A 23741-nucleotide genomic window follows, 5' to 3' on the forward strand; every position below is an offset into this window, starting at 1 on the left:
TTCCTCGTGAGCCGGCTTGAGCGCCGCGTCGACGTCGAAGGAAGGGCAAGGGGCGTACCACCGCGGAAACCAGCTCGGAACGGCACCGGCCGTCTCCGGGCCTCTCACTTCTGAGAGAAAGCCGGTTCCCGGCTCGTCAGGATTGAGAGCCGCGCCTCCGGCTCAGGAGCGGTTCCGGCCCGTCTCGCCCCCCTTGAGCCCGAACCGCTCGAGCCGGCGGTAGAGCGTCGCCGGCGAGATGCCGAGGTCCTCGGCGGCCTTCTCGCGGTTCCCTCCCGACAGGCGCAGCGCCATCGCGATGTAGCCCCGCTCGAACCGATCGATCGCCTGCGTCAGGTCGAGGTCCGGCCCCCCGGCGCTCCGGACGTCGGACGGAATCTGCTCGACGTCGATTCGGCCGTCGTCGGCGAGGATCAGGGCGCGGTCGAGCACGTTCGCGAGCTCGCGCACGTTCCCCCGCCAGAGGTACTGGCAAAGCGCCCGCATCGCGCCGGCCGTCACGATCGGGACGGGGATGCCGCTCCGTTGCGCGTTGCGCTGGAGCAGCCGCTGAACGAGTCCCGGCACGTCCTCGCGCCTTTCCCGGAGCGGCGGGACGTGAATCTCGAGCACGGCGAGGCGGTAGTAGAGGTCTTCCCGGAACTCGTGCGTCTCGACGAGGTCCGCGAGGCGGCGATGGGTCGCGACGATGAGGCGGGCTTCGAACGGCGCGGTGCGGTCGCTCCCGAGCGGCTGCACTTCCCGCGCCTCGAGCGCGCGCAGGAGCTTGGCCTGCGCCGCCAGGGACAGCTCGCCGATCTCGTCGAGGAAGACCGTTCCGCGTCCCGCGGCCCGCAGGAGCCCCTCCCGCCGGCGTTCGGCCCCGGTGAAAGCTCCGCGCTCGTGCCCGAAGAGCTCGCTCTCGACCAGCGTGTCCGGCAGAGCCGCGAGATTGACGGCGAGGAACGGCTCGTCGCGCCCGGCGCCGAGCTGGTGGATCGACCGCGAGACGACCTCCTTGCCGGTACCGGTCTCCCCGCTCACGAGGACCGTCGCCCGCGAGCCGGCGGCGCGGCGGACCCAGCCCAGGACCTCCTGCATCGCGGCCGACACGGCGACGATCTCGGTCTCCGAGTCCCGCTCGTTCAGCATCCGGCGCAGGCGCCCGTTCTCCCGCACGAGCTCTCCGTGGGCCAGGAGGTTCGCCACCTTGCGCGCCACCTCCTCGAGGATGAGCGGCTTCAGGAGGTAGTCGTGCGCGCCGAGCCGGAGCGCCTCGACGGCCGACTCGACGGACGCGAAGGCCGTCGTCAGCAGGACGCCCATCTCCTCGTCCAGCTCCCGGGCCCGCCGGACCACGGTGAGCCCGTCCACGCCGGGAAGACGAAGGTCGGTGACGAGGAGGCCGAAGCTCTCGACCGCCAGGCGCTCGAGGGCCTCCTCCCCCGTCGCGACCCCGACGACGTGATGCCCCCGGCGCGAGAGGTACTGCACGAGGGCGTCGCGCTGGGCCCGCTCGTCCTCCACGATCAGGAGGCGTCCCGTGGGCTCGTTCACGCGGCTCGTCCGGTGTCGGCCGTGGCCCGCTCCACGACTGCCGCGGGCAGCGACACGACGGCCGTGGTGCCGTGCCCCAACGTGCTGTGCAGCTCGATGTGGCCTCCGGACTCCTGAAGGATGTCGCGAGAGATGCTGAGGCCCAGGCCCGTCCCCTGACCGGATCCCTTCGTGGTGAAGAGCGGCTCGAAACACCGCCCGAGGACCGTCCGGTCCATGCCGGAGCCCGTGTCGTGGACGCGGAGCGCCACGTCGCCGCCCGACGGCGTCACCTCGAGCCGAAGCGTTCCGCCGTCGGGCATGGCGTCGACCGCGTTCAGGAGGAGGTTCAGCACGACCTGCATCAGGTGGTCTTCCACCATCTTCACAGGCGGCGTCTCGGGGTCGAAGCTCGTCTCGACCGTCACGTTCCGGGCCCGGCGGTCGTGCCTCAGGAGGCGCAGCGCGTCCTCCGTCACGGCCTGCACCGAGACGAGCGTCGCCTCGTCGCGGCGGCGCCGGGCGAAGTCGACGAGCTCCCGGAGGATCCGGCCCAGGCGGCCCACCTCCTGCCGGACCGTCGCCATGACGGCGGCCGGCTCGTCGTCGAGGCGGGTCCCGTCCAGGAGCTGAAGCTGCGCCTCGATCGACGCGAGCGGGTTGCCGAGGTCGTGCGCGACCCCGGCGGCCAGGAGCCCGAACGCCGCCATCTTCTCCTGGTGAACGAGGCGCGCCTGGAGCTTCTTCTGCTCGGTGACGATCCGCTCGACGAGGAGGACGTGCCGGCGACCGTCGGGCAGGTCGAGCGGGTGGCTCTCCACCGCCAGGACCTCGCCGGTCCGCGGGTCGGTGTGCGGACGCGCGCAGGCCTTCGCCGTGCCGTCGGCGAACGTCGCGGCCGCGGGGCACTCGTCGCACCTCGTCGCGCACGCGGCCAGGGCGTCGTGGCAGAGGCGCCCCGCCAGGCCCGGCCCGTGTACGGCCTCGGCGGCGCGGTTGGCTCGCACGACGCGGTAGGCCGGATCGAGGACGACGAGAGCGGAGGGCGTGGCGTCCACGATGAAACCGAGGAGCGCCCGGATGTCGCGAGCTTCCGTCGCGCGCCGCGCTGCCTCCTCACGCAGGAGCCGGGCCCTCGCCTTGTGCTGGCGATAGCCCAGGAGCCCCACGACCGACGCCGTCACGAGGCCGGCGGAGATACCCCGCGCGTAGTGCAGAAGCCGCCGTGAGGCTTCGCTCCGAACGAACGACTGCTCGAGCCCCTCGAACACGAGGAAGAGGAGGAGCACGGTCGCAGCCGCCGCGCCAGCGGATCCCAGGAGGTCCCGCACCCACGAGGAGGAGGGCGGAGCGATCTGCGGGCCGGCGCCGGTGGAAGCGTTCATCCGCCCACCGCCCACATGGGCGTCGCGCACGGGAGAACGGCCTCGCTCGCACTCTCGAACGGATGCCGCTCGGCCTTGCCGCGCAGGGCTTCGCGGACGATTCTCGCGAGCTCCTCGTCCGAGAGCCCCCGGCGAATCGGGCCGAGGAGGTCCGCCTCGCCGCCGCCGAGGAGGCAGAGACGGAGCGCTCCCCGGGCCGTGACGCGAAGCCGGTTGCAGTCGCTGCAGAACTTCACGGAGAACGGAGAGATGAGACCGATCCGCCCCTGGAAGCCTCGAACCGAGACCATGCGCGCCGGTCCTGCGTCGATCTCCTTCGGGGTTTCCTCCAGCGTGAACTGCTCGGCGAGCCGGCGTTCGATCTCGGCCGCCGAGAGGTGTTTCTCGGGGCGCGCCGAGACTCCGGGCATCGGCATGTACTCGATGAAGCGGACGTCGACGGGCAGATCTCGCGCGAGGAGAGCCAGGGGAACGACCTGGTCTTCGTTCTGGCCGGCCAGGATCACCGCGTTGATCTTGACGCGAGAGAACCCGGCCGCCAGGGCCGCGTCGATCCCGGACCTGACGGCGTCGAGCCGGTCCCTCCCGGTCATCGCGCGGAACGACTCGCGGGTAGTGGCGTCGAGGCTCACGTTCACCTGCGAGAGGCCCGCCTCGGCGAGGGGCCTGGCCAGACGCGGCAGCAGGACTCCGTTCGTCGTGAGCGCCAGGAGCGGTGGCCGGGGCTCGAGCGCCGCGAGCGCGTGGACGATCGCGACGAGCCCGGCGTGGAGGGTAGGTTCGCCCCCGGTGAGCCGGACCTTCCTCACGCCGAGCGATACGAAGAGCGTTGCCAGGCGGACGATCTCCCCGACCTCCATCGCAGGCGGCAGCGCGGCGACCCCCGCGTCCTCTCCGGGCCTGCAGTACGTGCAGCGGAGGTTGCAGCTCTCGAGTATCGAGAGCCTGAGGTAGGTGATCCGGCGGCCGATCGGATCGGTCAGGCCGGCCGGCTCGAACGGCACGAGCCGCTCGGCCCGGCTTTCGCCCGGACGCGCACAGCCCGTCGATCGAGAGGGCGGAGCGCCGCCGCTTTCCATGGCGGCATATTACGCACCTGCACCCCGGCCTTTCATGATCGCCGTCATCCCTCGGCAGGAACGGGGAAAGCGTCCCTCGCGGCGATCTGTCCCGAAAAGTCATTGACAGCTGGCTCGCGACGACCTATAACTAACTAGTTGGTTAGACACACTGGTTAGCAGAGGAACGAAGGAGCCCGGATGAAAGAGAACATGACCACGGCTCGAGTCCCGGCGATGGCCTCCTTTTGCGGCCCCGAGACGAGCGACTCGTGTCGGAAGGTCCTTCACGCGGCAGCAGCTGTCTTCGCTGAGGAAGGCTTCGCCGGAGCCCGGGTCGACACCATCGCCGAGAGAGCCGGGGTCAACAAGGCGATGGTCTACTACCACGTCGGCGACAAAGCCTGCCTCTACGAGGCCGTCCTCTCCGAGACCCTGGACTGCGCCAGGGAGGCCCTGGACACCGCGCTCGCGAAGCTGGGCTCGCCCGAGGAGCGGTTCCGCGCCTTCGTCTCGACCGTGGCCCGGGTGGCCCGGGAGCACCCGCACCTCCCCACCCTCATCCTGCGGGAGTTTGCCGGTGGTGGCAGCAACCTGCCCGACTCGGTCCTTCGGCGCATCGGCAGCATTCTTCGCATCGTCCGGCAGGTGCTGGAGGAAGGGCACGCCGAGGGCAGCTTCCGTGTCGCGAACCCGACCATCACCCACCTCGCCGTCGCCGGCAGCGTGTTGTTCCTGTCGGCGAGCCGGCCGATCATGAAAAGGCTCGCGGCGCTGGATGCCGTGCGGCCGTCGGCTGACCTCGGCAGTGACGTCGCCGGCCCGCTCGCCGACCTTCTGCTGCGCGGCCTTCTCGCTGTTCCTACGGGTTCGACGGCCGGAATAGAGAGCCGCACCGCAACCCGCCCCCGAGCTGCGGGCCGGCGGCGCACGGCCCCGGCTTCCCGCCAGTCCTGAGGAGGACCCAATGAAGAAACGTCTGATCGTGATTCCGATCGTCGTCGCGGTGGCCGCGGCCGCTCTCTACTTCGGGCTGAGGTCACGTCCCGCCGCGCCCTCGAACGTCTTGAAGATCTCGGGGAACATCGAGGTCACGAGCGTCGAGCTGAGCTTCAACATCGCCGGAGAGACGACGACACGGCTCGTCTCGGAAGGGATGCCCATCGAAGCAGGCCAGGTCGTGGCGACCCTCGACACCGCAGAGCTCGAGTACGAGCTGGAGCTCCGACGGGCCGAGCTGGGCGCGGCCCAGGCTCGCCTCGCGGAGCTGACGGCTGGCTACCGCGTCGAGGATATCGGCCAGGCCCGGGCGGCCCTCGAGCGCGCCCGGGCCGAGGCGACCAGGGCTGAGGCCGAGCTGAGGCGTCAGAAAGAGCTCCGGGACCAGGATGTCATCTCGAGCCGTGAATACGAGGTGGCCGAGGCGGCCTATCGCTCGACACAGGCGCAGGTCCAGGAGGTCTCCCAGAAGCTCGCACTCCTGACGAACGGCCCACGCAAGGAGCAGATCGCAGAGGCTCGCGAGCGGGTCCGCCAGGTCGAGGCCGCGAACGACGTGGCCCGGAACCGGCTCGGATACGCCACGATCGCGTCTCCCCTGACAGGGGTGGTTCTGACGGATCACATAGAGCCGGGAGAGCGCGTGGCGCCCGGGACCCCCGTTGTGACCGTGGCCGATCTGAGCAACGTCTGGCTGCGCGGATTCATCGACGAGGCCGACCTCGGACGCGTCAAGCTCGGCCAGCACGTCCGCATCGAGACGGACGGGAGCGCCGGCACCGTCTATGCCGGGCGTGTCTCGTTCATCGCCCAGGAGGCGGAGTTCACACCGAAGAGCGTCCAGACGGCCAGGGAACGCGTGAAGCTCGTCTACCGGCTCAAGGTCGACATCGAGAACCCACGCCACGAGCTGAAACCCGGTATGCCGGCCGACGCCTGGGTGGAGCTGTCCGGGGCGTAGCCGATGGACGCCATCGAGGTCGACGGGCTCACGAAGAGCTTCGGCACGATCGAAGCCGTCAAGGGCCTGAGCCTGCGGATCGGGGCCGGGGAGATCTACGGTCTCGTGGGGCCCGATGGCGCCGGCAAGACGACCACGATTCGCCTCCTGACCGGCAGCATGGACCCCACGAGCGGAGACGCCTTCGTCGGTGGGCACCACACGGTGAGGGAGGCCGAGAGGATCAAGGAGGAGATCGGCTACATGGCCCAGCGGTTCGGGCTCTACCCGGATCTGACCGTGGCCGAGAACATCCACTTCTACGCCGACATCTACGGCGTCCCCCGGCGGGGCCGGGAGGAGCGGATCGAAGAGCTCCTCTCTTTCTCGAACATGAAGCCGTTCAAGAAACGTCTCGCCGGGAACCTCTCGGGAGGCATGAAGCAGAAGCTCGGCCTCGTCTGCGCGCTGATCCACACGCCGAAGGTCCTCTTCCTCGACGAGCCGACCAACGGCGTCGACCCCGTCTCGCGCCGGGACTTCTGGAGAATCCTCAATGAGCTTCAGAAGGACGGCGTCACGATCCTCGTTTCCACGGCATACCTCGACGAGGCCGAGCGCTGCACGCGCGTGGGCCTTCTCCACCAGGGCCATCTCATTGCCGAGGGAACTCCGGACGAGCTGAAGGGGCTTCTTCAGGGCGTCATTCTCGAGGTGACCGCCGAGCAGCCGAGAGCGGCGGCGGCCTCGCTGCGAAAGGCTGGAGTGTCGCCGTCGGTGGGCCTCTTCGGCGACCGCATACACGTGGTGGCGCAAGACCCTCGCCAGGCGACAGCCGCCATCGAGGCGGCGCTCGCGGGCGACAATCTCGTGCTCCGCGGGATCCGCCAGAAGCCGCCCTCCCTCGAAGACGTCTTCATCTCCGTTCTCGGTCAGAGAGCAGCGGGAGCCGCCGATGCCACCGCGTGACGACCTCCCGGCCGTGACCTTGAGGAACCTGACGAAGCGTTTCGGCGACTTCGTGGCCGTGAGCGGCATCAGCCTGGACGTCGCTCGGGGGGAGATCTTCGGCTTCCTGGGCCCCAACGGCGCCGGGAAGTCGACCACGATCCGGATGCTCTGCGGCCTCCTCAGTCCCTCGGAAGGGACCGGAACCGTAGCGGGCTTCGACGTCCTGACCCAGACCGAGGGGATCAAGGCCAACATCGGCTACATGAGCCAGAAGTTCTCGCTCTACGAGGACCTCACCGTGGAGGAGAACATCGACTTCTACGCCGGTATCTACGGGATCCCTCGCGTGAAGCGGGCCGAGCGCAAGGCCTGGGTAATCCAGATGGCCGGCCTCGAGGAGCAACGAGGGATGCGGTGCGGCACCCTGTCGGGCGGCGTCAAGCAACGCCTGGCGCTCGGATGCGCGGTCCTCCACGAACCCCCGGTCCTTTTCCTCGACGAGCCCACCTCGGGCGTGGACCCGATCAGCCGGCGTGCCTTCTGGGACCTGATCTACGACATGTCGTCCCGCGGGGTGACGGTCTTCGTGACGACCCACTACATGGAGGAAGCGGAGTACTGCGATCGGCTGGGTCTCGTGTACGCCGGCCGGCTGATCGCGCTGGGCACGCCGTCGGAGCTGAAGGGGAAGGTCTCGGCGGCGGCGCCGGCCGAGCGAGTCACACTCGAAGACGTCTTCGTGACGCTCATCGAGGAGGAGAGCGCAAAGTCCGCCACGCAGGAGGTGGCGCGATGAATCCGAGGCGCCTCCTCGCCGTTTCCCGCAAGGAGCTGATCCACATCCTTCGGGACCCCCGAAGCCTCGGGATGGGAATCGCGATCCCGCTCCTTCTCCTCGTCCTCTTCGGGTACGCGCTGTCGCTCGACGTCGACGAAGTACCCCTCCTCGTCTGGGACCAGAGCCACACGCCGCAGAGCCGCGAGATCGTCAGCCGCTTTACGGGCTCGCGCTACTTTTCCGTGAAGGGGCAGCCCAGCAGCTACCACGACATCGAAAGAGCGCTCGACACAGGCGACGCCCTGATGGGTCTCGTGATTCCCAGCGGACTCGGCAGACCCGAAGCGGGTCGTCCCACGTCCCTACAGCTCCTCGTGGACGGTAGCGACGCCAGCACCGCGGCCATCGCCATCGGTTACGCCGAGGGGGTGGTCCGAGGGTACGGGCTCGACACGTCCATCGAAGCCCTCCGGCGGGCCGGCACCCGGGCCGCCGTGCGGCCGCTCGACGTCAGGTCGCGTGTGCTCTTCAACGAGGACCTCGAGTCGCGCAACTACATCATCCCGGGTCTGATCGCCGTCATCATGATGGTCATCGCCGCCCTCCTCACCTCGCTCACGGTGGCCAAGGAGTGGGAGAGCGGGACGATGGAGCAGCTCGTCTCCACGCCGCTCAAGGGGCCGGAGCTGATTCTCGGCAAGCTCCTCCCGTACGTGGGGATCGGGATGCTCGACGTGCTCCTGTCGGTCCTGATGGGGCAGTTCGTCTTTCACGTCCCGCTCCGGGGGAGCGTGCCCCTCCTCTTCGGGATGGCGGCGATCTTCCTGGTGGGCGCTCTCTCGCTGGGCATGCTGATCAGCATCGTCACGAAGAGCCAGCTTCTCGCGAGCCAGCTGGCGATGGTCGCGACGTTCCTCCCGGCGTTCCTGCTGTCGGGCTTCATGTACGACATCGACAACATGCCTCGCGCCGTCCAGCTGATCACGCTGGCCGTGCCGGCGCGCTACTTCGTCGCGCTCCTGAAGGGAATCTACCTGAAGGGCGTCGGCCCTGGACGTCCTCGCCTTCGAGGCGGGTCTGCTCGCGATCTTCGCGGCGGCCATGCTGGTCCTGGCCATCTTCAAGTTCAAGAAGAAGCTGGTGTGACGCCGATGCTCGAACGAATCAAGAGAATGCTGATCAAGGAGTTCATCCAGATCCTACGGGATCCACGGATGAAGGGAGTCCTCGTCCTGATGCCGATCGTCCAGGCGATGGTCTTCGGCTACGCGGTGTCGACCGACGTCAGCAACGTCCGGACGGCGCTCTTCGATCTCGACAGCACCGTCGAGAGCCGCGAGCTCGTGGCCCGGTTCGTCGACTCGGGTTGGTTCCGGATCGTCGAACGCGTGGACACGGATGCGCGGGCGCAAGACCTGCTCGACAGGGGCAGGTGCGTGCCGTCATCCGGATGAATGCCGGGTTCGGCGAGGCGGTGAAAGGGCGAGGGGCGCAGCTCCAGGTTCTCGTCGACGGGACGAACTCGAACACCGCAGGACTCGTCCTGAACTACGCTGGCGCCGTTACGGGACGATACAACGAGGACGTGGTGGCCCAGCGCCTCGCCAGGTCGCCCGGCGCGAAGCCCGTGGCCCTGGCCGTCGTGCTCGAGTCCCGCGCCCTGGTTCAACGAGAACCTGGAGAGCCGCCACTTCTACGTTCCCGGGGTCATCGCGCTGATCGTGCTGCTCGTCACGCTGATGCTCTCGAGCATGGCCGTCGTGCGTGAAGGAAATCGGCACCATCGAGCAGATCATGGTGACGCCGATTCGCCAGGTGGAGTTCATTCTCGGCAAGACGATCCCGTTCGCTCTCATCGCGTACCTCGACGTGCTCCTCATCACCGGCATCGCCGTCTTCTGGTTCGACGTCCCGATTCGCGGCAGCCTGCCGCTCCTCTTCGTGGCCACGACGCTCTTTCTGATGAGCACGATCGGGATCGGCCTGCTGATCTCCACCGTGAGCCGGACGGCAGCAGGCGATGATGAGCGCCTTCTTCTTCTACTTCCCGGCCGTTCTGCTGTCCGGTTTCATGTTCCCCATCGCCAACATGCCGACGGTCGTTCAATGGCTGACTTTCGCGAATCCTCCGGTATTTCCTCGTGATCATTCGCGGCATCTTCCTCAAGGGTGTGGGCCTTCCGGTGCTCTGGGAGCAGATGGCCGCCCCTGGCCGTCCTCGGCGTCGCGATGCTGGGCCTGGCCTCCTGAAGTTCAAGAAGACGCTCGCGTGAGGGCAAACACGATGCACACTCGATTAACAGGCTGCTGAAGAGATGCCACTTTTCGGGGGAATCGCCGTCGAAGAGGATCAAGAGGACGCCGCGACGGCGACGATTCGCTCGTGTTCAGGTCCCGATCGCCCGCCTTCGCCGCCCGATCCGCTCGGGAGGCGCCTCGGGTGGGACCGTTCCTCAGGGGGTGGCGGGCTCCAGACGCGCCATGCGTATGAGGTTGTAGGCGGTCATCGTGGAGAGGAAGTCGGCCGTAACCCGGCGAATCCCTCGGAATCGGGTCTTCGCCTTCCCGGCCGTGGCCTTCATCCAGCCGAAGATCTCCTCGACCCTCTTTCGTCGGACCTGACTGACTGTGTATCCCGAATGCCGCGTTGTCCGGCCATCGATCGCGCTCCGGCGGCCGCTGGTGTTCTGCGTGACGTGCGGCGTGACGTTGCGTTGCCGAAGCTCTTCGACGAAGTCGTGGGTGTCGTACCCCTTGTCGGCTCCGAGAGTGATCCGCCGTTTGCCGCGGACGGCCTCGACCAGCTCCAGGGCCGCGACCCGCTCTCCATATCCATCGGCCTCCGTAACGGTCGCTCCCACGCAGAGGCCATGTCGGTTCTCCATGAGCGCGTGCCCGAGGAAGGCCATCTGAGCGACCTGGCCGTTTCCGCGCCGATACAGCTTGGCGTCGGGGTCGGTCGTCGAAGCGTGGGTATCGTTCTTCCGTTCCTCTCCCTTGAAGTCGACTTCGGCGTTTCGCCCGCCGGAGGCCGGGGGCTTTCCTCCGCCCTGCCGCGACCGGAAGCTCTTCAGGGAGGCGTTGGCCTCGATCATCGTGCCGTCGACCGTGAAGTGATCGTCCGAAAGGAGCCGGCGACGCCGGGCTTCCTCCACGACCTCCGAGAAGAAGTCGAGATAGACGTCAGCCGTCAGAAGCCTCTCGCGGTTCTTCGAGAACGTCGTCGCGTCGAAAGCCGTGCCGACGCCGGGCAGATCCAGGAACCAGCGGAACAGGAAGTCGTACTGGAGCCTTTCGCAGAAGAGACGCTCGCTGCGGACGCTGTAGAGGGCGATCAGGATCTGCGCCTTGAGAAGCACCTCAGGTGGAACGGACTTGCGACCCCGTTCCGAGTACAGCTCGCTGAGCCTCGGCCCAAGCCGTCGGAGGGCCTCGTCGGCGACCGCTTTCACGTTTCGGATCGGGTGATCCCGGGGCACCAACTCCTCCGGGGTCACCGTAACGATCAGGTCGGGCTGCTTCTCGATGTCTCCGCGCACGTCCGCAAGGTGCGGCGCAGTAGCCGTTCTGTCAACGGTTCGGAGCTGATCTTTTCAGCACCCTGTTAACTCCCCCGTTGCTCGCTCTCCTCCTCCGCTCGGCCGGCGCGTTCGTCCTGTTTTCGGCGACCGCGTTCCCGATGACGGCTCAGCCGGCGGCGAGCCTCCCGCTCGATCTCGAAGCTTGCGAGAAGATCGCCATCGAGAAGAGCCCGCTTCTTCGGGCGGCCGAGGAAGGCACAGCCGTCGCGACGGCGGCGGTGGGCATCTCTCGGGCACCGTTCTACCCGGAGGTCGGCTTCGACGCCCGCTACCGCCGGTTCGAGACCCACGCCTTCCTGCCTGAGGGCCTGAGCGCGCCGGCGACGACCGTGGGCCCGACCAACGATTGGATGACCGGCCTGAAGGCGAGCTACGTCCTTTTCGACAGCGGCCTGAGACGAGCCGAGCTCGACGCGGCGACGCTGGGCAGGGCCGCCACGGTGGAGGATGCCCGGCGCGCCCTCCAGGATGTCGTCCTGGGAGTGCGACAGGCCTACTACTACCTCCTTGCGAACCAGGCGGCCGGGGTCGCAGCCGCCACCCGCGTCACGCGGAGACGAGATCACTTGAGGACCGCTTCGGCACGCAAGGCCGCAGGTGCTGTGCCCCAGGCGGACGTCCTGAGAGCGCAGGTCGAGGTGGCCGATGCCGAGCTCGCCCTCGTGAGGGCCGAGAGCAACGTACGGATTGCGAAGGGCAACCTGAACGTGGCCATGGGGCTCGCCGTCGATCGCCCCGTGGAGATCGCGGAGGACACTGCGTTGCGGGGGGACGGAACTGCCCGATGACGGCAGCGTTGGTGCGTGCCCGGGAGCAGCGCCCCGAGGTGCAAGCGCTTCAGCTGACGGTCGCAGCCGCGAAGAAGGGGATCACCGCTGCAAAGGCCGGCTTCGGGCCTCGGGTGAGAGCGGACGGGGCCTTTGGCTGGCGCGACGACAGCTTCGTGCCGGCCGACAAGGACTGGTCGGCCGGGCTGGCCGTCCAGATTCCGGTCTTCACCGGCTTCGCGTCGAAACACAAGAGGCGGAAGGCCGCGAGCGAGGCGGCTCTGAAGGAAGCCGAGCTCGCGCAGCTCCAGGCCCGGATCGACCAGGAGGTCTGGACGGCCCACGCGAGGCTTCTCGAGGCCCGGCAGGCGGTGGTCCAGACCGACGTGCTCGAGGACGAGGCGACCGAGACGCTCCGATTCGTCAGGGCCCGGTACGAAGCGGGAGCCAGCAGCATCACGGACCTGCTCGACGCCGAGGCGGCATTGACCCAGGCGGAGTCCGGTCACGTCCAGGCGGTTCTCGGCGTGCAGCTGGCAGGTGTCCGCCTGAAATGGGCGGAAGGGGCGTTCTGATTCAACGGCTGCATTGACAGACAGAGGTACGAGCCCAATCTTGCCGGAGACGCCACCCCGAGAGGGTGGCTCGAACAGAGAAGCAAAGGAGATAGCTGAGATGAGAATCCTGAAAACGTCCTTCGTCGTCACCGCCGTCCTGGGAGCGATCCTGGCGGCCCGTCCGGTTCTGGCCCACTGCGACACGGCCGACGGACCCGTCGTCGCCGCCGCGAAGGTCGCGCTCGAGAAAGGGGATATCACCCCCGTCCTCAAGTGGGTCAAGCCCGCGGCGGAATCCGAGATCAGGGCGGCTTTCACACGGGCGCTCGCGGTCCGCCAAAAGGGCCCCGACGCCCAGGCGCTCGCGGACCAGTTCTTCTTCGAGAACCTCGTGAGGATCCACCGGGCGGAGAAGGCGCGCCCTACACCGGCATCCTGCCCGCCGGGACGCCCGTCGAGCTGGCCATCGCCCTGGCCGACCAGGCGCTCGACAGCGGCAACGCCGACAAGCTGGTGAAGGCCATCACGCACCACGTCGAGGAGGGGATCCGCGAGCGGTTCGCGCGGGCGGCCGCCACGAAGAAGCAGGCCGATGCGAGCGTGGCCGCCGGCCGCGAGTTCGTGGAGGCGTACGTGGAGCTCACGCACTACGTCGAGCGCCTGCACCTGAACGCCACCACGTCGGCCTCCGCCCACGCCGGGCGCCCGCGGCCAAGCACGGGCACTGAGAGACGGACGAAGGAGAGACGATGGAGATCACGCCCGACACGCTGGTCGCCGACATCGCGGCTCACCACCCCCGCAGCATCGAGGTCTTCGAGCGTCACGGGATCGACTTCTGCTGCGGAGGGCACCGCCCGCTCGGCGAGGCCTGCCGCGAGCACGGCGCCGCGGTGGAAGCCGTGGCGGCCGAAATCGCGGCCGCCGCCGCACGCGAGGTACCGGAGGATCGCGTCTTCACCGACGCCCCGCTCGGGGCCCTGCTCGATCACATCGTCTCGCGCTACCACCTGGCGCTGCGGGAGGACCTTCCCCGTCTCGGGCGGATGGCCGACAAGGTGGCCGAGGTCCACGGTGAGCGGCACGCCGAGCTGAACGACCTCGCAGCCGTTTACCGGGAGCTGCGGTCAGAGTTGGAGCCCCACCTCGCGGTGGAAGAGGACCCTCGGGTCGTCAGCCTGAATGCTCGCGCGGGGGCTCGTCGAGCGTCCGCGGCGGGAACCCCCTGACCGTGGCCGGCCGCTGGGAGGACGCCGGGGTCGTCCGGGGCTTCTCGACGGCCGCCGCCAACGAAGTTCTCCTGGATTACGTCCGGGGCGAGCTCGCCCGCCGGCCGGGGCTGAGCGTCCTCGACGTGGGCTGCGGGGCCGCCCGCAACGCAGCGCCCATGGCGGCCGCGGGAGCCGCGGTGATCGGGCGCATCGGGTGACCCTCGTCCGTGCGCCCATGGACGCTCTGCCGCTGAACGACGCGAGCATCGACCTCGTGGTCGCGCACGGCGTCTGGAACCTCGCGCGATCCGGGGCGGAGCTCCGCCGCGCGATCGCAGAGGCAGCCCGCGTCGCCCGGCCGGGTGCGGGTCTGTTCGTCTTCACCTTCTCCCGCGACACGCTCCCCCACGACGCCCGGCCCGTCCCGGGCGAGTCGTTCGTGTTCACCCAGTTCGCGGGTGAGCCCCAGTGCTTCCTGACCGAGGCGGAGCTGAGGGCGGAGCTCCTTCGCGCCGGATTCGAGAAGGACCCACCGGGGCCGCTCACCGAGTACAACCGCCCTGTCGCCGGTCGCACGATCACGCAGGGCGGCCCGGTGATCTTCGAAGGGACCTTTCGCGCCGTCCGAAAGTCCTGAAAGCGGAGCCGGACGAGTCGAAGGACCTCTCGGAGAAGCCTCTCTCTCCCTGGTGGCGCTGCGCCGTCATCCTGGCTTTTCCCCTGCGGTCGGGGATCCACCGGCGCTCGGCGCCCGCAGCCGGCGCAGCGCGGCAACTGCCCAGACCGCGCCGCCGGCAAAGGCGAGCAGGCCACCGGCCGCCATCACGCCGAGACCGAGTCCCTGCCCCACGTGGTCGATCTGCTGCTCGACGCCGTAGGCTTTCCGGCCCAGACCATAGCTGCCCGCGAGCATGAGGCCTGTTGAGAAGACGAATTGGCCCACGCCGTAGAGAACGGCCACGAGGCGCAGCGCCCGAGAGGAATCGGCCGCGCCCGGCACCGTACCGGGCAGCAGCAGGGTGAGCGCCATGTACGCGAGCGTTACCGCACCGATACAGGCGTGGTAGTGGCCCGGAATGCGCAGGTCGGAACCTCGGATCAGCGCCCCGTAGACAAAGCCGACCAGCATCAGCGCGACGCTCGCCGAAAGCGGCCAGAGCGCTGCCCGCGACGGCGAGTCCGGGCGGATCTCCCGGACCCTGAAGTGCGGTGCGAGGACGAGCGCGAGAAAGAGCAGGACCGCGGGAAAGAGCGCCCACTGCATCACCAGCACGAATCCAGAACGGTGGAACCGCCACATCGGCCCCCGCGCCAGGAGGTCGAGGATCGGGAGGAGCGGGATCGCGAGCGAGAGAGAGATCCACGACAGACGGTCGACGATCCGCCGCCCCGATCCCCAGGCAGCGAGCAGCGCCCACGCGACCAGGACGAAGGCGACGTTCGCGAGCTGGAGCACGTGGCCGGGACCCCACATCAGGATCTCGAATCGGGTCATGTCGTCCAGACCGTCGGGGAGGCGCACGATTCCCGCTCCCAGCGCGGCCACCGCCAGCAGGACGTAGATCGCCCCCAGGCGGACCAGGCCGCCCGTCGCGGCGAGCGTTACCGCGACCACGGGAGCAAACCCGGCTGGTCCTCCGACGCCCGCCGGCAGGACGGACCGTCGGGTGCCGACGCCGAGGAATCCACGGTCGAGATAGGTCGAAGCGACGCCGGCGAAGAAGAGCACCAGCCCGGCCTCGTAGAGCGGATGAGCGACGAGCGGCACGTAGTTGACGGGGTGAACGGTGCCCACTCCGGGCAGGAGCCCGCCGAGGAGCAGCAACGCCCCGACGCTCGAGAGCCATGGCGCCAAGGCGGCCGCCCGGCTCGCCCTCGGCGACTGCCCCGCTGTCAACCGATGGAAGTGAAAGAGCGCCACCGGCAGCGCGGAGAACGCGGCCACGACACCGAGCCCGACATGGACGATCAGCGCACGGCGAGCGAGGTCCGTGTCCGTGAGGTGGCGTGCCAGGATCGGCACCCGAGCCGCGGCCACGGCCAGTGCGAGCACCCCGCTGCCGGCGAGCGATGCGACCGCCAGCACGAGCCAGTGGCGCGCGAGCCTGCGCCGATCACGAGTCATGAGACCCCCGGGACAGGACCGAACCTCGGTCTCCGGTCCTTCGACAGGCGAGGCGCGCCGTGCGCCGCGCGATTATGTGCGGCGACCCGGGGAACACACTGCCGGCATGAAGATCGCGGTCCTCGAGGCAGGCGGGTTCGGGAGAGGCACGCCTCACACCTCACCCGACGAGGCCGCAGACGCGGCGGCACTCGGCCATCACCGGCCCAGCCATGGCTCTGGCGCGCTCGCCCCCGGCCCGCAGCACCGATTCGACGAAGCCGGGGTCCCGCAGCAGCTCCTCCCGGCGGAGCCGGGCCGTGCGAAACGTGTCCAGGATCAGGCCGAGCAGGCGACTCTTCATCTCGCCGTAGCCGTGGCCGCCCTCGCTGAAGAGCTTCCGGGTGGCCGGCCACTCACCGTCTGGCGTCAGCAGCTTCAGAAGGGAATAGAGCGTGCTGCCCCGTGTGGCCTTCGGGGCCCCGAGCGGTGTCGAATCGGTAACGATCGACATCACGGACCTCCGGATCTCTCTCGGGGGCGAACAGCTCGATGGCGTTGCCATAGGACTTCGACATCTTCCGGCCGTCGATCCCCGGCACCACCGAGGCGCCCGGCAGGATCACCGCCTCGGGAAGCCGCAGGATCTGTTCTCCACAGGTGTTATTAAAGGCCCCGGCGATGTCACGGGTCATCTCGAGGTGCTGCTTCTGATCCCGGCCCACCGGCACCCGGTCGGCCCGACGATCAGGACGTCCGCGGCCATCAGCACGGGATACGCGAACAAGCCGTGGGTCGGTGCGATCCCCCGCGCGAGCTTGTCCTTGTAGGAGTGCCCGCGCTGCAGCAGGCCCATGGGCGTCACCGTCGACAGCATCCAGGCGAGCTCCGTGACCTGTGGCACGCCCGATTGGCGATAGATGACCGCGCGTTCCGGGTCGAGGCCGAGCGCGAGGTAGTCCGCGGCAACCTGCAGAGCGAGGGACCGCAGCACCTTCCCGTCGTGAATCGTCGTCATCGCGTGCAGATCGGCGACGAAGAAGCAGCACTCGTTTCGAGGGTGAGCCTGCAGGGCGACGAACTGACGGATGGCGCCCAGGTAGTTCCCGAGATGGAGACTCCCCGACGGCTGGACACCCGAGAGGATACGCATCGGACCTCCGAGCCCGGAATCGTACGGCATGTCGCTGTGGCGCGAAGGCCGAGCTGCGGGGAGGAAGACATAGACTCTAAACGCGGCGGTCCTCCCCGCTCGGAGTAGCTTCACGATGAGAGACGTTCGGAAAGTCCCCGCATCCACTCGCTCTGGCCAGCTCGGCAGTTACTGGGGCAACCTGGTCATGCCTGCCGGCGAAATGACCGTCCCCGACAAGTTCTCGTTCGAAGACGGCGCCGGCATCGTCAACATCGTCAAGCGAGTTCTCGTGAACCCCCTCGACCTGACGACGAAGCTCTATCACTACGAAAGAGTCGACAGGTTCAACGCTCTCGAAGAGTCCGCGGGCAAACACTTACAAGCGAACAAGAAGGCCCGCTGAAACATCCTTGAACGCGCTGCTCGAGTCGCTCTAAGAGGGCGTCAAGGCGGCCTCTGGGACGACCTCTTCGCGAGCTGCTTCGTCAGGCAGGGATCCTCCCGCGGAGAGCCTCGGGAACATGCGGACCTGGTTCCGCGATGAGGCTCCGCGCGGCGTCCATCTTGCCGAAGACGCCCCATGCCAGCACACCGTGCACGCGGCCGTCGCCGCCGAGGTAGTAGACGACGCCTCTGCGGAACGGCTCCTTCCAGTCGGCGACGACGTCGAGGTGCGGATCGAGCTCACCGATCGCTTCGTATCCGAGGTCGAAGAGGTCCGAGTAGAAGAAGGGCAGATGGCGGTAGGCGACGTCCGCCCCGGCCATCGCGCGGCCGGCCTCCCGCCCCATGCACTTGGCGTTGTCCTCGTGCTCGACCCGGATCCGCTGCCCGAGCGCCGGGCTCGAGAACCGCGCGACGTCGCCGGCGGCGAAGACGGCCGGGTCTGACGTACGCAGCCTCTCGTCCACGAGGATGCCGTCGTCCACGGCGAGTCCGGCCTCTGCGGCGAGGCGGTCGTTCGGGATGATGCCGAGCCCCGCCACCACGAGGTCGGCCCGGATCTCGCCCCGGTCGGTCTTCAGCGTGAACCCGGGGCCGTGAGCCTCGAGCCCGGTAAGGCGCTCCCCCGGCCGGACCTCGACCTCACGCTCCGAATAGTAGTCGTTCAGGTGCACCGCGAGCTCTCGCGGAAAGAGACGCCCGCCGATCCCTTCATCGGGGAAGAGCAACGTCACTCGATAGCCAGCCGTCGCGAGCGAAGCCGCGATCTCCGAGCCGATGAAGCCTCCGCCGACGACCGCCACGTGCTTGCCCACCGGGAGCGCCCGGACGCGCTGGTAGTCCGCGACGGTCCGGTAGTAGACGACCTCGTCGCCGCCGAAGGGCAGGCGCCGCGGGGTTCCACCCGTCGCGAGGAGGAGCCGCTCGTACCCGACGGTCTCGCTCTCTCGAGCGCGACCCGCCGCGAGACCCGGTCGATCGCGACGACGCGCGCACCGGTGCGACTCGAGACGCCCTCGACGGCGGGCAGCCAGATCGAGCCCTCCTCTTGCCCCGTCCAGAGACCCTTCGTGAGCGGCGGCCGCGAGTACGGTCCCACCGGCTCCTCACCGAGCAGGACGATCGACCCGCTCGCGTCCATCGACCGGATCCCCTGCGCCGCGGCGTGCCCCGTCATCCCGGCGCCGATCACCACGTACTTGAAGTCGGACATCGGTCCCCCCTCCTCCTAGGTTTGGCCAGTCGCCTTCGCCTCCAGGACCTTCAGCTGGGCTCGAAGCGCCTTCTCGCGGCCGTAGCGCTCCGTCACGTCGCGCATCACCGCCACCACCCACTCGATCCGGCCCCCGACGTCCTTCAGCAGCTGGATCGAGAACTCGACGGAGATCTGCCGGCCGTCCTTGTGGAGCGCAGGCACGGCGAGCAGCTGGCCCTCACCGTAGCGGGTGACGCCGGTCTTCATGGTCGTCTTCCAGCCGGCCCAGTGCCGGCCGCGAAGCCGCTCGGGGATGATGAAGTCCATCGAAACTCCGAGCGCCTCGAAGGCGCGGAAGCCGAAGACCCGCTCGGCCCCGGCGTTCCAGTACCGCACCGTACCCTCTTGGTCGCTGATCAGGATCGCATCGGGCGAGCCGTCCAGGATGCGGCGGAGGAGATCGTCAGGGAGCGCAGTCATCGAACCTCGGGGGAACGGATGAGCAGGCGTTTCGTACCGTCCCGCGCGATACGATACCCGAATCGGGCCTGCAACAGGGTCCTTCGCTGCACCGAAGGGATCGTCGACGGCGGGCGGAGTGGGCTCGGCATCAGGCTCAGAGAGAGTCATGAGAGAGCCATGATCGACGTGGACCAGCGTTTGCCTCTGCCCTCCGGAGCATCTGGCACTTACTACTCGCTCCCGCTGCTCGAGAGAGCAGGGGTCGCCAACATCTCGCGGCTGCCGGTGAGCCTCCGAATCCTCCTCGAATCGGTGCTCCGCAATCGCGACGGCCGGCGCATCCACGACGAGGACGTCGAAACGCTCGCGCCCTGGCAGCCGAGCGCCACGCGGACTGCGGAGGTGCTTTCGTCGTCGGCCGCGTCCCCCTGCAGGACTTCACCGGCGTGCCGCTCCTCGTCGATCTCGCCGCGATGCGCTCTGCGGGAGCGCGCCACGGCGGGGACGTCGAGCGGGTGTAGCCGCTGGTTCCCGTCGATCTCGTCGTCGACCACTCGGTCCAGGTCGACTACTTCGGCCGGAGCGAAGCGCTCCAGCCCAACACGGAGATGGAATTCCGCCGTAACGGCGAGCGCTACCGCTTCTCAAGTGGGGGCGCAGGCATTCGACGGGCTACGGATCGTCCCGCCCGTCTTCGGCATCTGCCATCAGGTGAACCTCGAATTCCTGGCGCGCGGCGTCCTCGAGAAAAACGGTGTGGTGTACCCCGACTCGCTGGTCGGCACCGACTCGCACACGACGATGGTCAACGGGCTCGGGGTCGTCGGCTGGGGCGTCGGTGGCATCGAGGCGGAGGCGGCGATGCTCGGACAGCCGGTCTACCTCCTCCTGCCCGACGTCGTCGGCGTGCATCTCTACGGTCGGCTGCGTGGGGGGGTGGCCGCGACCGATCTGGTCCTGCACATCACCTCGCTTCTACGGCAGGCACGGGTCGTCGGCAAGCTCGTCGAGTTTCACGGTGAGGGGGCCGCGAGCCTGTCCGTGCCCGACCGAGCCACGCTCGGGAACATGGCGCCGGAGTATGGCGCGACGATCGGCTTCTTCCCCGTCGATGAACAATCCCTGTCGCTATCTCCAGGCGACCGGCCGGAGCGACGAGCACGTGGAGACGGTGCGTCGCTACTTCCAGGCCCAGGGGCTCTTCGGCATGCCCGAGCGCGGCCAGTGCGACTACACGACCGTGATCGACGTGGACCTCGGCGCCGTGGAGCCGTCGGTCGCCGGCCCCAAGCGGCCACAGGACCGGATCGCTCTGGGACGACTCAAGAAGACATTCCTCTCCCTTCTGACCGATCCCGAGGGCTACGGCAAGTCGGCCGCCGACGCCGCTCGCCGCGTGACGGTGCAGCTGGGGGACGCGGCCGACCCACAGCCGGGCGGCGGTGAACAGTCGATCGAGACGCTTCCCGACGGACGTGCGAAGGACACCAACACGCTCACCGAGACCGAGATGATGAACGACCGGCCGACGCCCGACCGGCTCGGCGAGGCGAGCGGGCAGGCTGCGCGCCCTTCAACCTGCGAGCTGGCTCACGGCGACGTCGTCATCGCCGCCATCACCTCATGCACCAACACGTCGAACCCTGCGGGTCATGCTGGCCGCGGGCTTGCTGGCGAAGAACGCCGTCGAGCGAGGGCTCAGGGTCAAGCCGTGGGTGAAGACCTCCGCTTGGCCGCGCCCGGCTCACGCGTCGTGAGCGAGTACCTGACGAGGACCGGCCACAGCCGTTCCTCGACCGGCTGGGGTTCCACGTCGTGGCGTTCGGCTGCACCACCTGTATCGGCAACTCGGGACCTCTCGATCGTGGGCTCGAAGAGGCGCTCACCAGGAACGACGTCATCGGCGTCAGCGTTCTCTCCGGAAATCGCAACTTCGAGGTCCGCATCCACCAGAGCGTGAAAGCGAACTTCCTCATGAGCCCTCCGCTGGTCGTGGCCTTTGCCATCGCCGGCCGAATCGACGTCGATCTCACGCGCGAGCCACTCGGTGTCGTCGACGGACGCGAGTTCCACCTCCGCGACGTATGGCCGTCCATGCAGGAAGTCGATGCGCTGCTGGGGAGCGCGTTCGATCCCGCGGAGTACCGGCGCGTCTATGCCGACTTCGCCCACCAGAACCCGCTGTGGAACCTGATCCCTGCCGGGACGGGGCACGACTACGAATGGGACCCGGCGTCGCTCTATATCCGCGAGCCGCCGTACTTCGAGCCTTCGATGGCGGCTGCGCCGCCGGACGGGATCTCCGGTGCGCGGGCGCTCGCGATATTCGGTGATTCGATCACGACGGACCACATCAGCCCGGCGGGGGCGATCCAGCCGGTGTCGCCGGCCGGCGGCTACCTGGGCGGCAAGAGCGTTTCCGTCCCGGAGTTCAACAGCTACGGCGCGCGGCGAGGCAACCACGAGGTCATGGTCCGCGGGACGTTTGCCAACGTGCGAATCCGGAACCTGATGGTGCCTCACGTCGAGGGCGGCATCACCCTCCACCAGCCTGGCGGCGAGCGCATGGGCATCTACGACGCCGCCGAGCGGTACCGCGCCGAGGGATTGCCCCTGATCGTCATTGCCGGACTGGACTACGGAGCGATTCGACCTGGACCTTGGTGCGCCTCTTCGCCCGCGCCAGCCGGCAATCCTGCACATCGAACGTCAAGGCGAGCAGCGCGAGTCGGTACCGCTCGTGTCCGGATCGACACGCCGATCGAAGCCGCGTACTTCTCGGCGGGCGGAATCCTGAACTATGTGCTCGAACAGCTGCTCGACCACGCGTAAGATGCGGGCACCCGTCGCATCCCGGGGCGAGCTGGAGGCGATCATGAGCAGGACCAGGCAGCTCCAGGACCTCGGCCAGAGCCTGTGGCTGGACAACATCACGCGCGAGATCCTCGACGACGGTACCCTGCGCCGCTACGTCGACGAGCTCTCGCTCACCGGTCTGACCTCGAACCCGACCATCTTCAACCAGGCCCTCGCGGGCTCCGCCGCCTACGACGAAGGCATACGCGACAAGGCGGCATCCGGGCAGTCCGCTGAGGCGCTGTTCCTGGATCTGGCGCTGGAAGACCTTCGCCGCGCCGCCGACCTCTTCCGGCCGGTCTTCGACGCCACGGATGGCGTCGATGGCTGGGTTTCGATGGAAGTGTCGCCCCTGCTGGCCAACGACACTTCGGGCAGCATCGAGGGCGCGGCGCGGATTCACCGGCAGGCCGATCGGCCGAACCTGTTCGTCAAGATTCCGGGCACGCCCGAAGGCATCCCGGCGATCGAGGAGTCGATCTTCGCCGGGGTGCCGATCAACGTGACGCTGCTGTTCTCTCGCGAGCAGTATCTCGCCGCAGCCGAGGCCTATCTTCGCGGCATCGAACGTCGCATCGCCGCCGGGCTCGAGCCGCGGGTCGCATCGGTCGCTTCGCTGTTCGTGAGCCGGTGGGACGCGGGAACCGGTGACAAGGTGCCGGCCGACCTGCGCAACCGGCTCGGGATCGCGGTCGCGGCGCGCACCTACCGCTCCTATCGCGAGCTGCTGGCGTCGCCGCGGTCGCGCTGGCTCGCCGCCGCCGGCGCACGTCCCCAGAGGCTGCTCTGGGCCAGCACGGGGACCAAGGACCCCGGGGCGTCGGACACGCTGTACGTCGAAGCGCTGGCCGCCCCCGATACCATCGCCACGATTCCCGCGAAGACCCTCCTCGCCTTTGCGGAGCACGGCCAGCTCCGCGGCGTGATGGCTGTCGACGGCGACGCCGAAGCGGTGCTGGCGCGTTTCGTCGGAGCTGGCATCGACGTCGACGCGCTCGCGATCCAGCTGCAACGCGACGGCGCGCGGGCGTTCGTGAAATCGTGGACGGCGCTCCTCGGGCGCCTCACCGAAATGCGCGCAGCGCTCGAGTCGAAATGAGTCCCGGAAGGTCCTTGAGGGGGCGACCGCTCGTCCGGGCGCCGCACCGGACGAGCGCCGTGTGACGCACCGGCCGACGACACCCGGGGCGCCGCCCGAAGCAGACCGGCGGACGCTGTACACGATCGGGCATTCGACCCGTTCGGCGAGCGAGCTCATCGACGTTCTTCGCGCGGCGTCGGTGACCCGCGTCGTCGATATCCGCAGCATCCCGAGGTCGCGAACCAACCCGCAGTTTGGCATCGAGGTGCTGCCGGAGACGCTGGCCGGCGCGGGCCTCGATTACGTCCATCTTCCCGCGCTCGGGGGCCTTCGCACGAACGTCGAGATTGCGGAAGAGGGCACCAACGCCGGGTGGGTACGCCGGTCGTTCCGCAACTACGCCGACTACGCCCGCACCCCGTCGTTCCGGGACGGCCTGCACGCGCTGCTCCACATGGCTTCGGGGCAGACGTGCGCCATCATGTGCGCCGAAGCCGTCTGGTGGCGCTGCCACCGGCGTATCGTCACCGACCACGTGCTCGCGCACGGCATGGCCGTGGTCCATCTCTTCACCCGAACGAAGAGCGCGCCGGCGTTGCTGACGCCTTTCGCGGTCGTGGACGCCCAGGCGGGCGTCTCCTACCCCGTGCCTGAACGAGGTCTCCCCGTATGCCGGTAGACGCACGCCCCACCGTCTCGCGCTCGCGGTATGAATGTCCCGT

At 68.6% G+C, this 23741-nt stretch carries 20 protein-coding genes and 5 pseudogenes; 17 read left to right on the top strand and 8 right to left on the bottom strand.

Annotation, left to right across the window (positions count from 1 at the left end):
* Positions 1-162: 162 nt before the first annotated feature.
* The 3 genes from IPN03_03420 to moaA are packed head-to-tail and all read right to left on the bottom strand — an operon-like array spanning position 163 to position 3904.
* On the bottom strand, positions 163-1536 hold the full coding sequence (locus IPN03_03420; protein MBK9372789.1) for a sigma-54-dependent Fis family transcriptional regulator: 1374 nt from the start codon (positions 1534-1536) through the stop codon (positions 163-165).
* Complete coding sequence (locus IPN03_03425) at positions 1533-2900, bottom strand: PAS domain-containing protein (GenBank protein MBK9372790.1); 1368 nt, start codon at positions 2898-2900, stop codon at positions 1533-1535. Before IPN03_03425 ends, IPN03_03420 begins: the two co-directional genes overlap by 4 nt.
* Positions 2897-3904, bottom strand: a complete 1008-nt coding sequence (gene moaA / locus IPN03_03430) for a GTP 3',8-cyclase MoaA (protein MBK9372791.1) — start codon at positions 3902-3904, stop codon at positions 2897-2899. The genes IPN03_03425 and moaA overlap by 4 nt, the downstream gene beginning before the upstream one ends.
* 255 nt (positions 3905-4159) lie before the next feature.
* On the opposite strand from moaA, the gene IPN03_03435 reads away from it, so the two are divergent.
* From IPN03_03435 to IPN03_03460, 6 genes and pseudogenes are all read left to right on the top strand, one after another.
* Positions 4160-4915, top strand: coding sequence for a TetR/AcrR family transcriptional regulator (locus IPN03_03435; GenBank protein ID MBK9372792.1), 756 nt, complete (start codon positions 4160-4162; stop codon positions 4913-4915).
* 10 nt (positions 4916-4925) lie between these two features.
* Positions 4926-5918: an efflux RND transporter periplasmic adaptor subunit gene (locus IPN03_03440; GenBank protein ID MBK9372793.1), complete on the top strand. Its 993-nt coding sequence runs from the start codon at positions 4926-4928 to the stop codon at positions 5916-5918.
* 3 nt (positions 5919-5921) lie between these two features.
* Positions 5922-6866: an ABC transporter ATP-binding protein gene (locus tag IPN03_03445; protein ID MBK9372794.1), complete on the top strand. Its 945-nt coding sequence runs from the start codon at positions 5922-5924 to the stop codon at positions 6864-6866.
* On the top strand, positions 6853-7644 hold the full coding sequence (locus IPN03_03450) for an ABC transporter ATP-binding protein (GenBank protein ID MBK9372795.1): 792 nt from the start codon (positions 6853-6855) through the stop codon (positions 7642-7644). Before IPN03_03445 ends, IPN03_03450 begins: the two co-directional genes overlap by 14 nt.
* Positions 7641-8772, top strand: a pseudogene (locus IPN03_03455) (ABC transporter permease). The gene IPN03_03450 and the pseudogene IPN03_03455 overlap by 4 nt, the downstream one beginning before the upstream one ends.
* Before the next feature lie 5 nt (positions 8773-8777).
* Positions 8778-9899, top strand: a pseudogene (locus IPN03_03460) (ABC transporter permease).
* Between the two features lie 180 nt (positions 9900-10079).
* Here the strand turns inward: IPN03_03460 and IPN03_03465 are convergent.
* Positions 10080-11165 carry an IS5 family transposase gene (locus tag IPN03_03465; protein ID MBK9372796.1) on the bottom strand — a complete coding sequence of 362 codons (1086 nt, stop codon included), beginning with the start codon at positions 11163-11165 and terminating at the stop codon, positions 10080-10082.
* 77 nt (positions 11166-11242) lie between these two features.
* Here IPN03_03465 and IPN03_03470 point away from each other — a divergent pair, with 77 nt between their 5' ends.
* The 6 genes from IPN03_03470 (at position 11243) to IPN03_03495 (ending at position 14379) form a co-directional block, all read left to right on the top strand.
* Entirely contained in the window at positions 11243-11995 is a 753-nt protein-coding gene (locus tag IPN03_03470; GenBank protein MBK9372797.1) for a TolC family protein, read from the top strand.
* Positions 11992-12549 carry a TolC family protein gene (locus tag IPN03_03475; protein MBK9372798.1) on the top strand — a complete coding sequence of 186 codons (558 nt, stop codon included), beginning with the start codon at positions 11992-11994 and terminating at the stop codon, positions 12547-12549. The genes IPN03_03470 and IPN03_03475 overlap by 4 nt, the downstream gene beginning before the upstream one ends.
* Positions 12550-12649: 100 nt before the next feature.
* Complete coding sequence (locus IPN03_03480) at positions 12650-13048, top strand: hypothetical protein (GenBank protein ID MBK9372799.1); 399 nt, start codon at positions 12650-12652, stop codon at positions 13046-13048.
* Between the two features lie 232 nt (positions 13049-13280).
* On the top strand, positions 13281-13760 hold the full coding sequence (locus tag IPN03_03485) for a DUF542 domain-containing protein (protein ID MBK9372800.1): 480 nt from the start codon (positions 13281-13283) through the stop codon (positions 13758-13760).
* A gap of 2 nt (positions 13761-13762) precedes the next feature.
* Complete coding sequence (locus tag IPN03_03490) at positions 13763-13960, top strand: hypothetical protein (protein MBK9372801.1); 198 nt, start codon at positions 13763-13765, stop codon at positions 13958-13960.
* A 17-nt stretch (positions 13961-13977) separates the two neighbouring features.
* Complete coding sequence (locus IPN03_03495) at positions 13978-14379, top strand: methyltransferase domain-containing protein (GenBank protein ID MBK9372802.1); 402 nt, start codon at positions 13978-13980, stop codon at positions 14377-14379.
* A 66-nt stretch (positions 14380-14445) separates the two neighbouring features.
* On the opposite strand, the gene IPN03_03500 is transcribed toward IPN03_03495, so the two are convergent.
* A complete protein-coding gene (locus IPN03_03500) occupies positions 14446-15867 on the bottom strand; it encodes a hypothetical protein (GenBank protein MBK9372803.1) in 1422 nt (473 codons plus the stop codon).
* A gap of 160 nt (positions 15868-16027) precedes the next feature.
* Positions 16028-16999: pseudogene (gene trpS, locus IPN03_03505) on the bottom strand (tryptophan--tRNA ligase).
* A 187-nt stretch (positions 17000-17186) separates the two neighbouring features.
* Between trpS and IPN03_03510 the strand changes: the two are divergent.
* Positions 17187-17384, top strand: a complete 198-nt coding sequence (locus IPN03_03510) for a hypothetical protein (GenBank protein ID MBK9372804.1) — start codon at positions 17187-17189, stop codon at positions 17382-17384.
* Between the two features lie 82 nt (positions 17385-17466).
* On the opposite strand, the pseudogene IPN03_03515 reads toward IPN03_03510, so the two are convergent.
* Both IPN03_03515 and IPN03_03520 read right to left on the bottom strand, forming a co-directional pair.
* Positions 17467-18638 (bottom strand): annotated as a pseudogene (locus tag IPN03_03515) (FAD-dependent oxidoreductase).
* Positions 18639-18653: 15 nt separating this feature from the next.
* Positions 18654-19100, bottom strand: coding sequence for a PAS domain S-box protein (locus IPN03_03520; protein ID MBK9372805.1), 447 nt, complete (start codon positions 19098-19100; stop codon positions 18654-18656).
* Between the two features lie 159 nt (positions 19101-19259).
* Between IPN03_03520 and IPN03_03525 the strand changes: the two are divergent.
* From IPN03_03525 to IPN03_03540, 4 genes and pseudogenes are all read left to right on the top strand, one after another.
* A pseudogene (locus tag IPN03_03525) lies at positions 19260-21042 on the top strand (hypothetical protein).
* Positions 21039-21914 (top strand): hypothetical protein, encoded by an 876-nt coding sequence (locus tag IPN03_03530; protein MBK9372806.1) that lies wholly within the window; start codon positions 21039-21041, stop codon positions 21912-21914. The pseudogene IPN03_03525 and the gene IPN03_03530 overlap by 4 nt, the downstream one beginning before the upstream one ends.
* A gap of 43 nt (positions 21915-21957) precedes the next feature.
* The gene (gene tal / locus IPN03_03535) at positions 21958-23037 is read left to right on the top strand and encodes a transaldolase (GenBank protein ID MBK9372807.1); all 1080 of its coding nucleotides are present in this window, start codon (positions 21958-21960) and stop codon (positions 23035-23037) included.
* 115 nt (positions 23038-23152) lie between these two features.
* A complete protein-coding gene (locus tag IPN03_03540) occupies positions 23153-23698 on the top strand; it encodes a DUF488 domain-containing protein (GenBank protein MBK9372808.1) in 546 nt (181 codons plus the stop codon).
* Positions 23699-23741 lie beyond the last annotated feature (43 nt).

The organism is Holophagales bacterium, assembly GCA_016719485.1.
Lineage (GTDB): Bacteria > Acidobacteriota > Thermoanaerobaculia > UBA5066 > UBA5066 > UBA5066.

Excerpts from the sequence above, each read along its gene's own strand:
- IPN03_03425 (MBK9372790.1), bottom strand. The coding sequence starts at position 2,900 with ATGAACGCTTCCACCGGCGCCGGCCCGCAGATCGCTCCGCCCTCCTCC.
- IPN03_03480 (MBK9372799.1), top strand. The coding sequence starts at position 12,650 with ATGAGAATCCTGAAAACGTCCTTCGTCGTCACCGCCGTCCTGGGAGCG.
- IPN03_03450 (MBK9372795.1), top strand. The coding sequence starts at position 6,853 with ATGCCACCGCGTGACGACCTCCCGGCCGTGACCTTGAGGAACCTGACG.
- IPN03_03440 (MBK9372793.1), top strand. The coding sequence starts at position 4,926 with ATGAAGAAACGTCTGATCGTGATTCCGATCGTCGTCGCGGTGGCCGCG.
- IPN03_03500 (MBK9372803.1), bottom strand. The coding sequence starts at position 15,867 with ATGACTCGTGATCGGCGCAGGCTCGCGCGCCACTGGCTCGTGCTGGCG.
- IPN03_03475 (MBK9372798.1), top strand. The coding sequence starts at position 11,992 with ATGACGGCAGCGTTGGTGCGTGCCCGGGAGCAGCGCCCCGAGGTGCAA.
- IPN03_03495 (MBK9372802.1), top strand. The coding sequence starts at position 13,978 with ATGGACGCTCTGCCGCTGAACGACGCGAGCATCGACCTCGTGGTCGCG.
- IPN03_03510 (MBK9372804.1), top strand. The coding sequence starts at position 17,187 with ATGCCTGCCGGCGAAATGACCGTCCCCGACAAGTTCTCGTTCGAAGAC.
- IPN03_03445 (MBK9372794.1), top strand. The coding sequence starts at position 5,922 with ATGGACGCCATCGAGGTCGACGGGCTCACGAAGAGCTTCGGCACGATC.
- IPN03_03520 (MBK9372805.1), bottom strand. The coding sequence starts at position 19,100 with ATGACTGCGCTCCCTGACGATCTCCTCCGCCGCATCCTGGACGGCTCG.
- tal (MBK9372807.1), top strand. The coding sequence starts at position 21,958 with ATGAGCAGGACCAGGCAGCTCCAGGACCTCGGCCAGAGCCTGTGGCTG.
- IPN03_03485 (MBK9372800.1), top strand. The coding sequence starts at position 13,281 with ATGGAGATCACGCCCGACACGCTGGTCGCCGACATCGCGGCTCACCAC.
- IPN03_03435 (MBK9372792.1), top strand. The coding sequence starts at position 4,160 with ATGAAAGAGAACATGACCACGGCTCGAGTCCCGGCGATGGCCTCCTTT.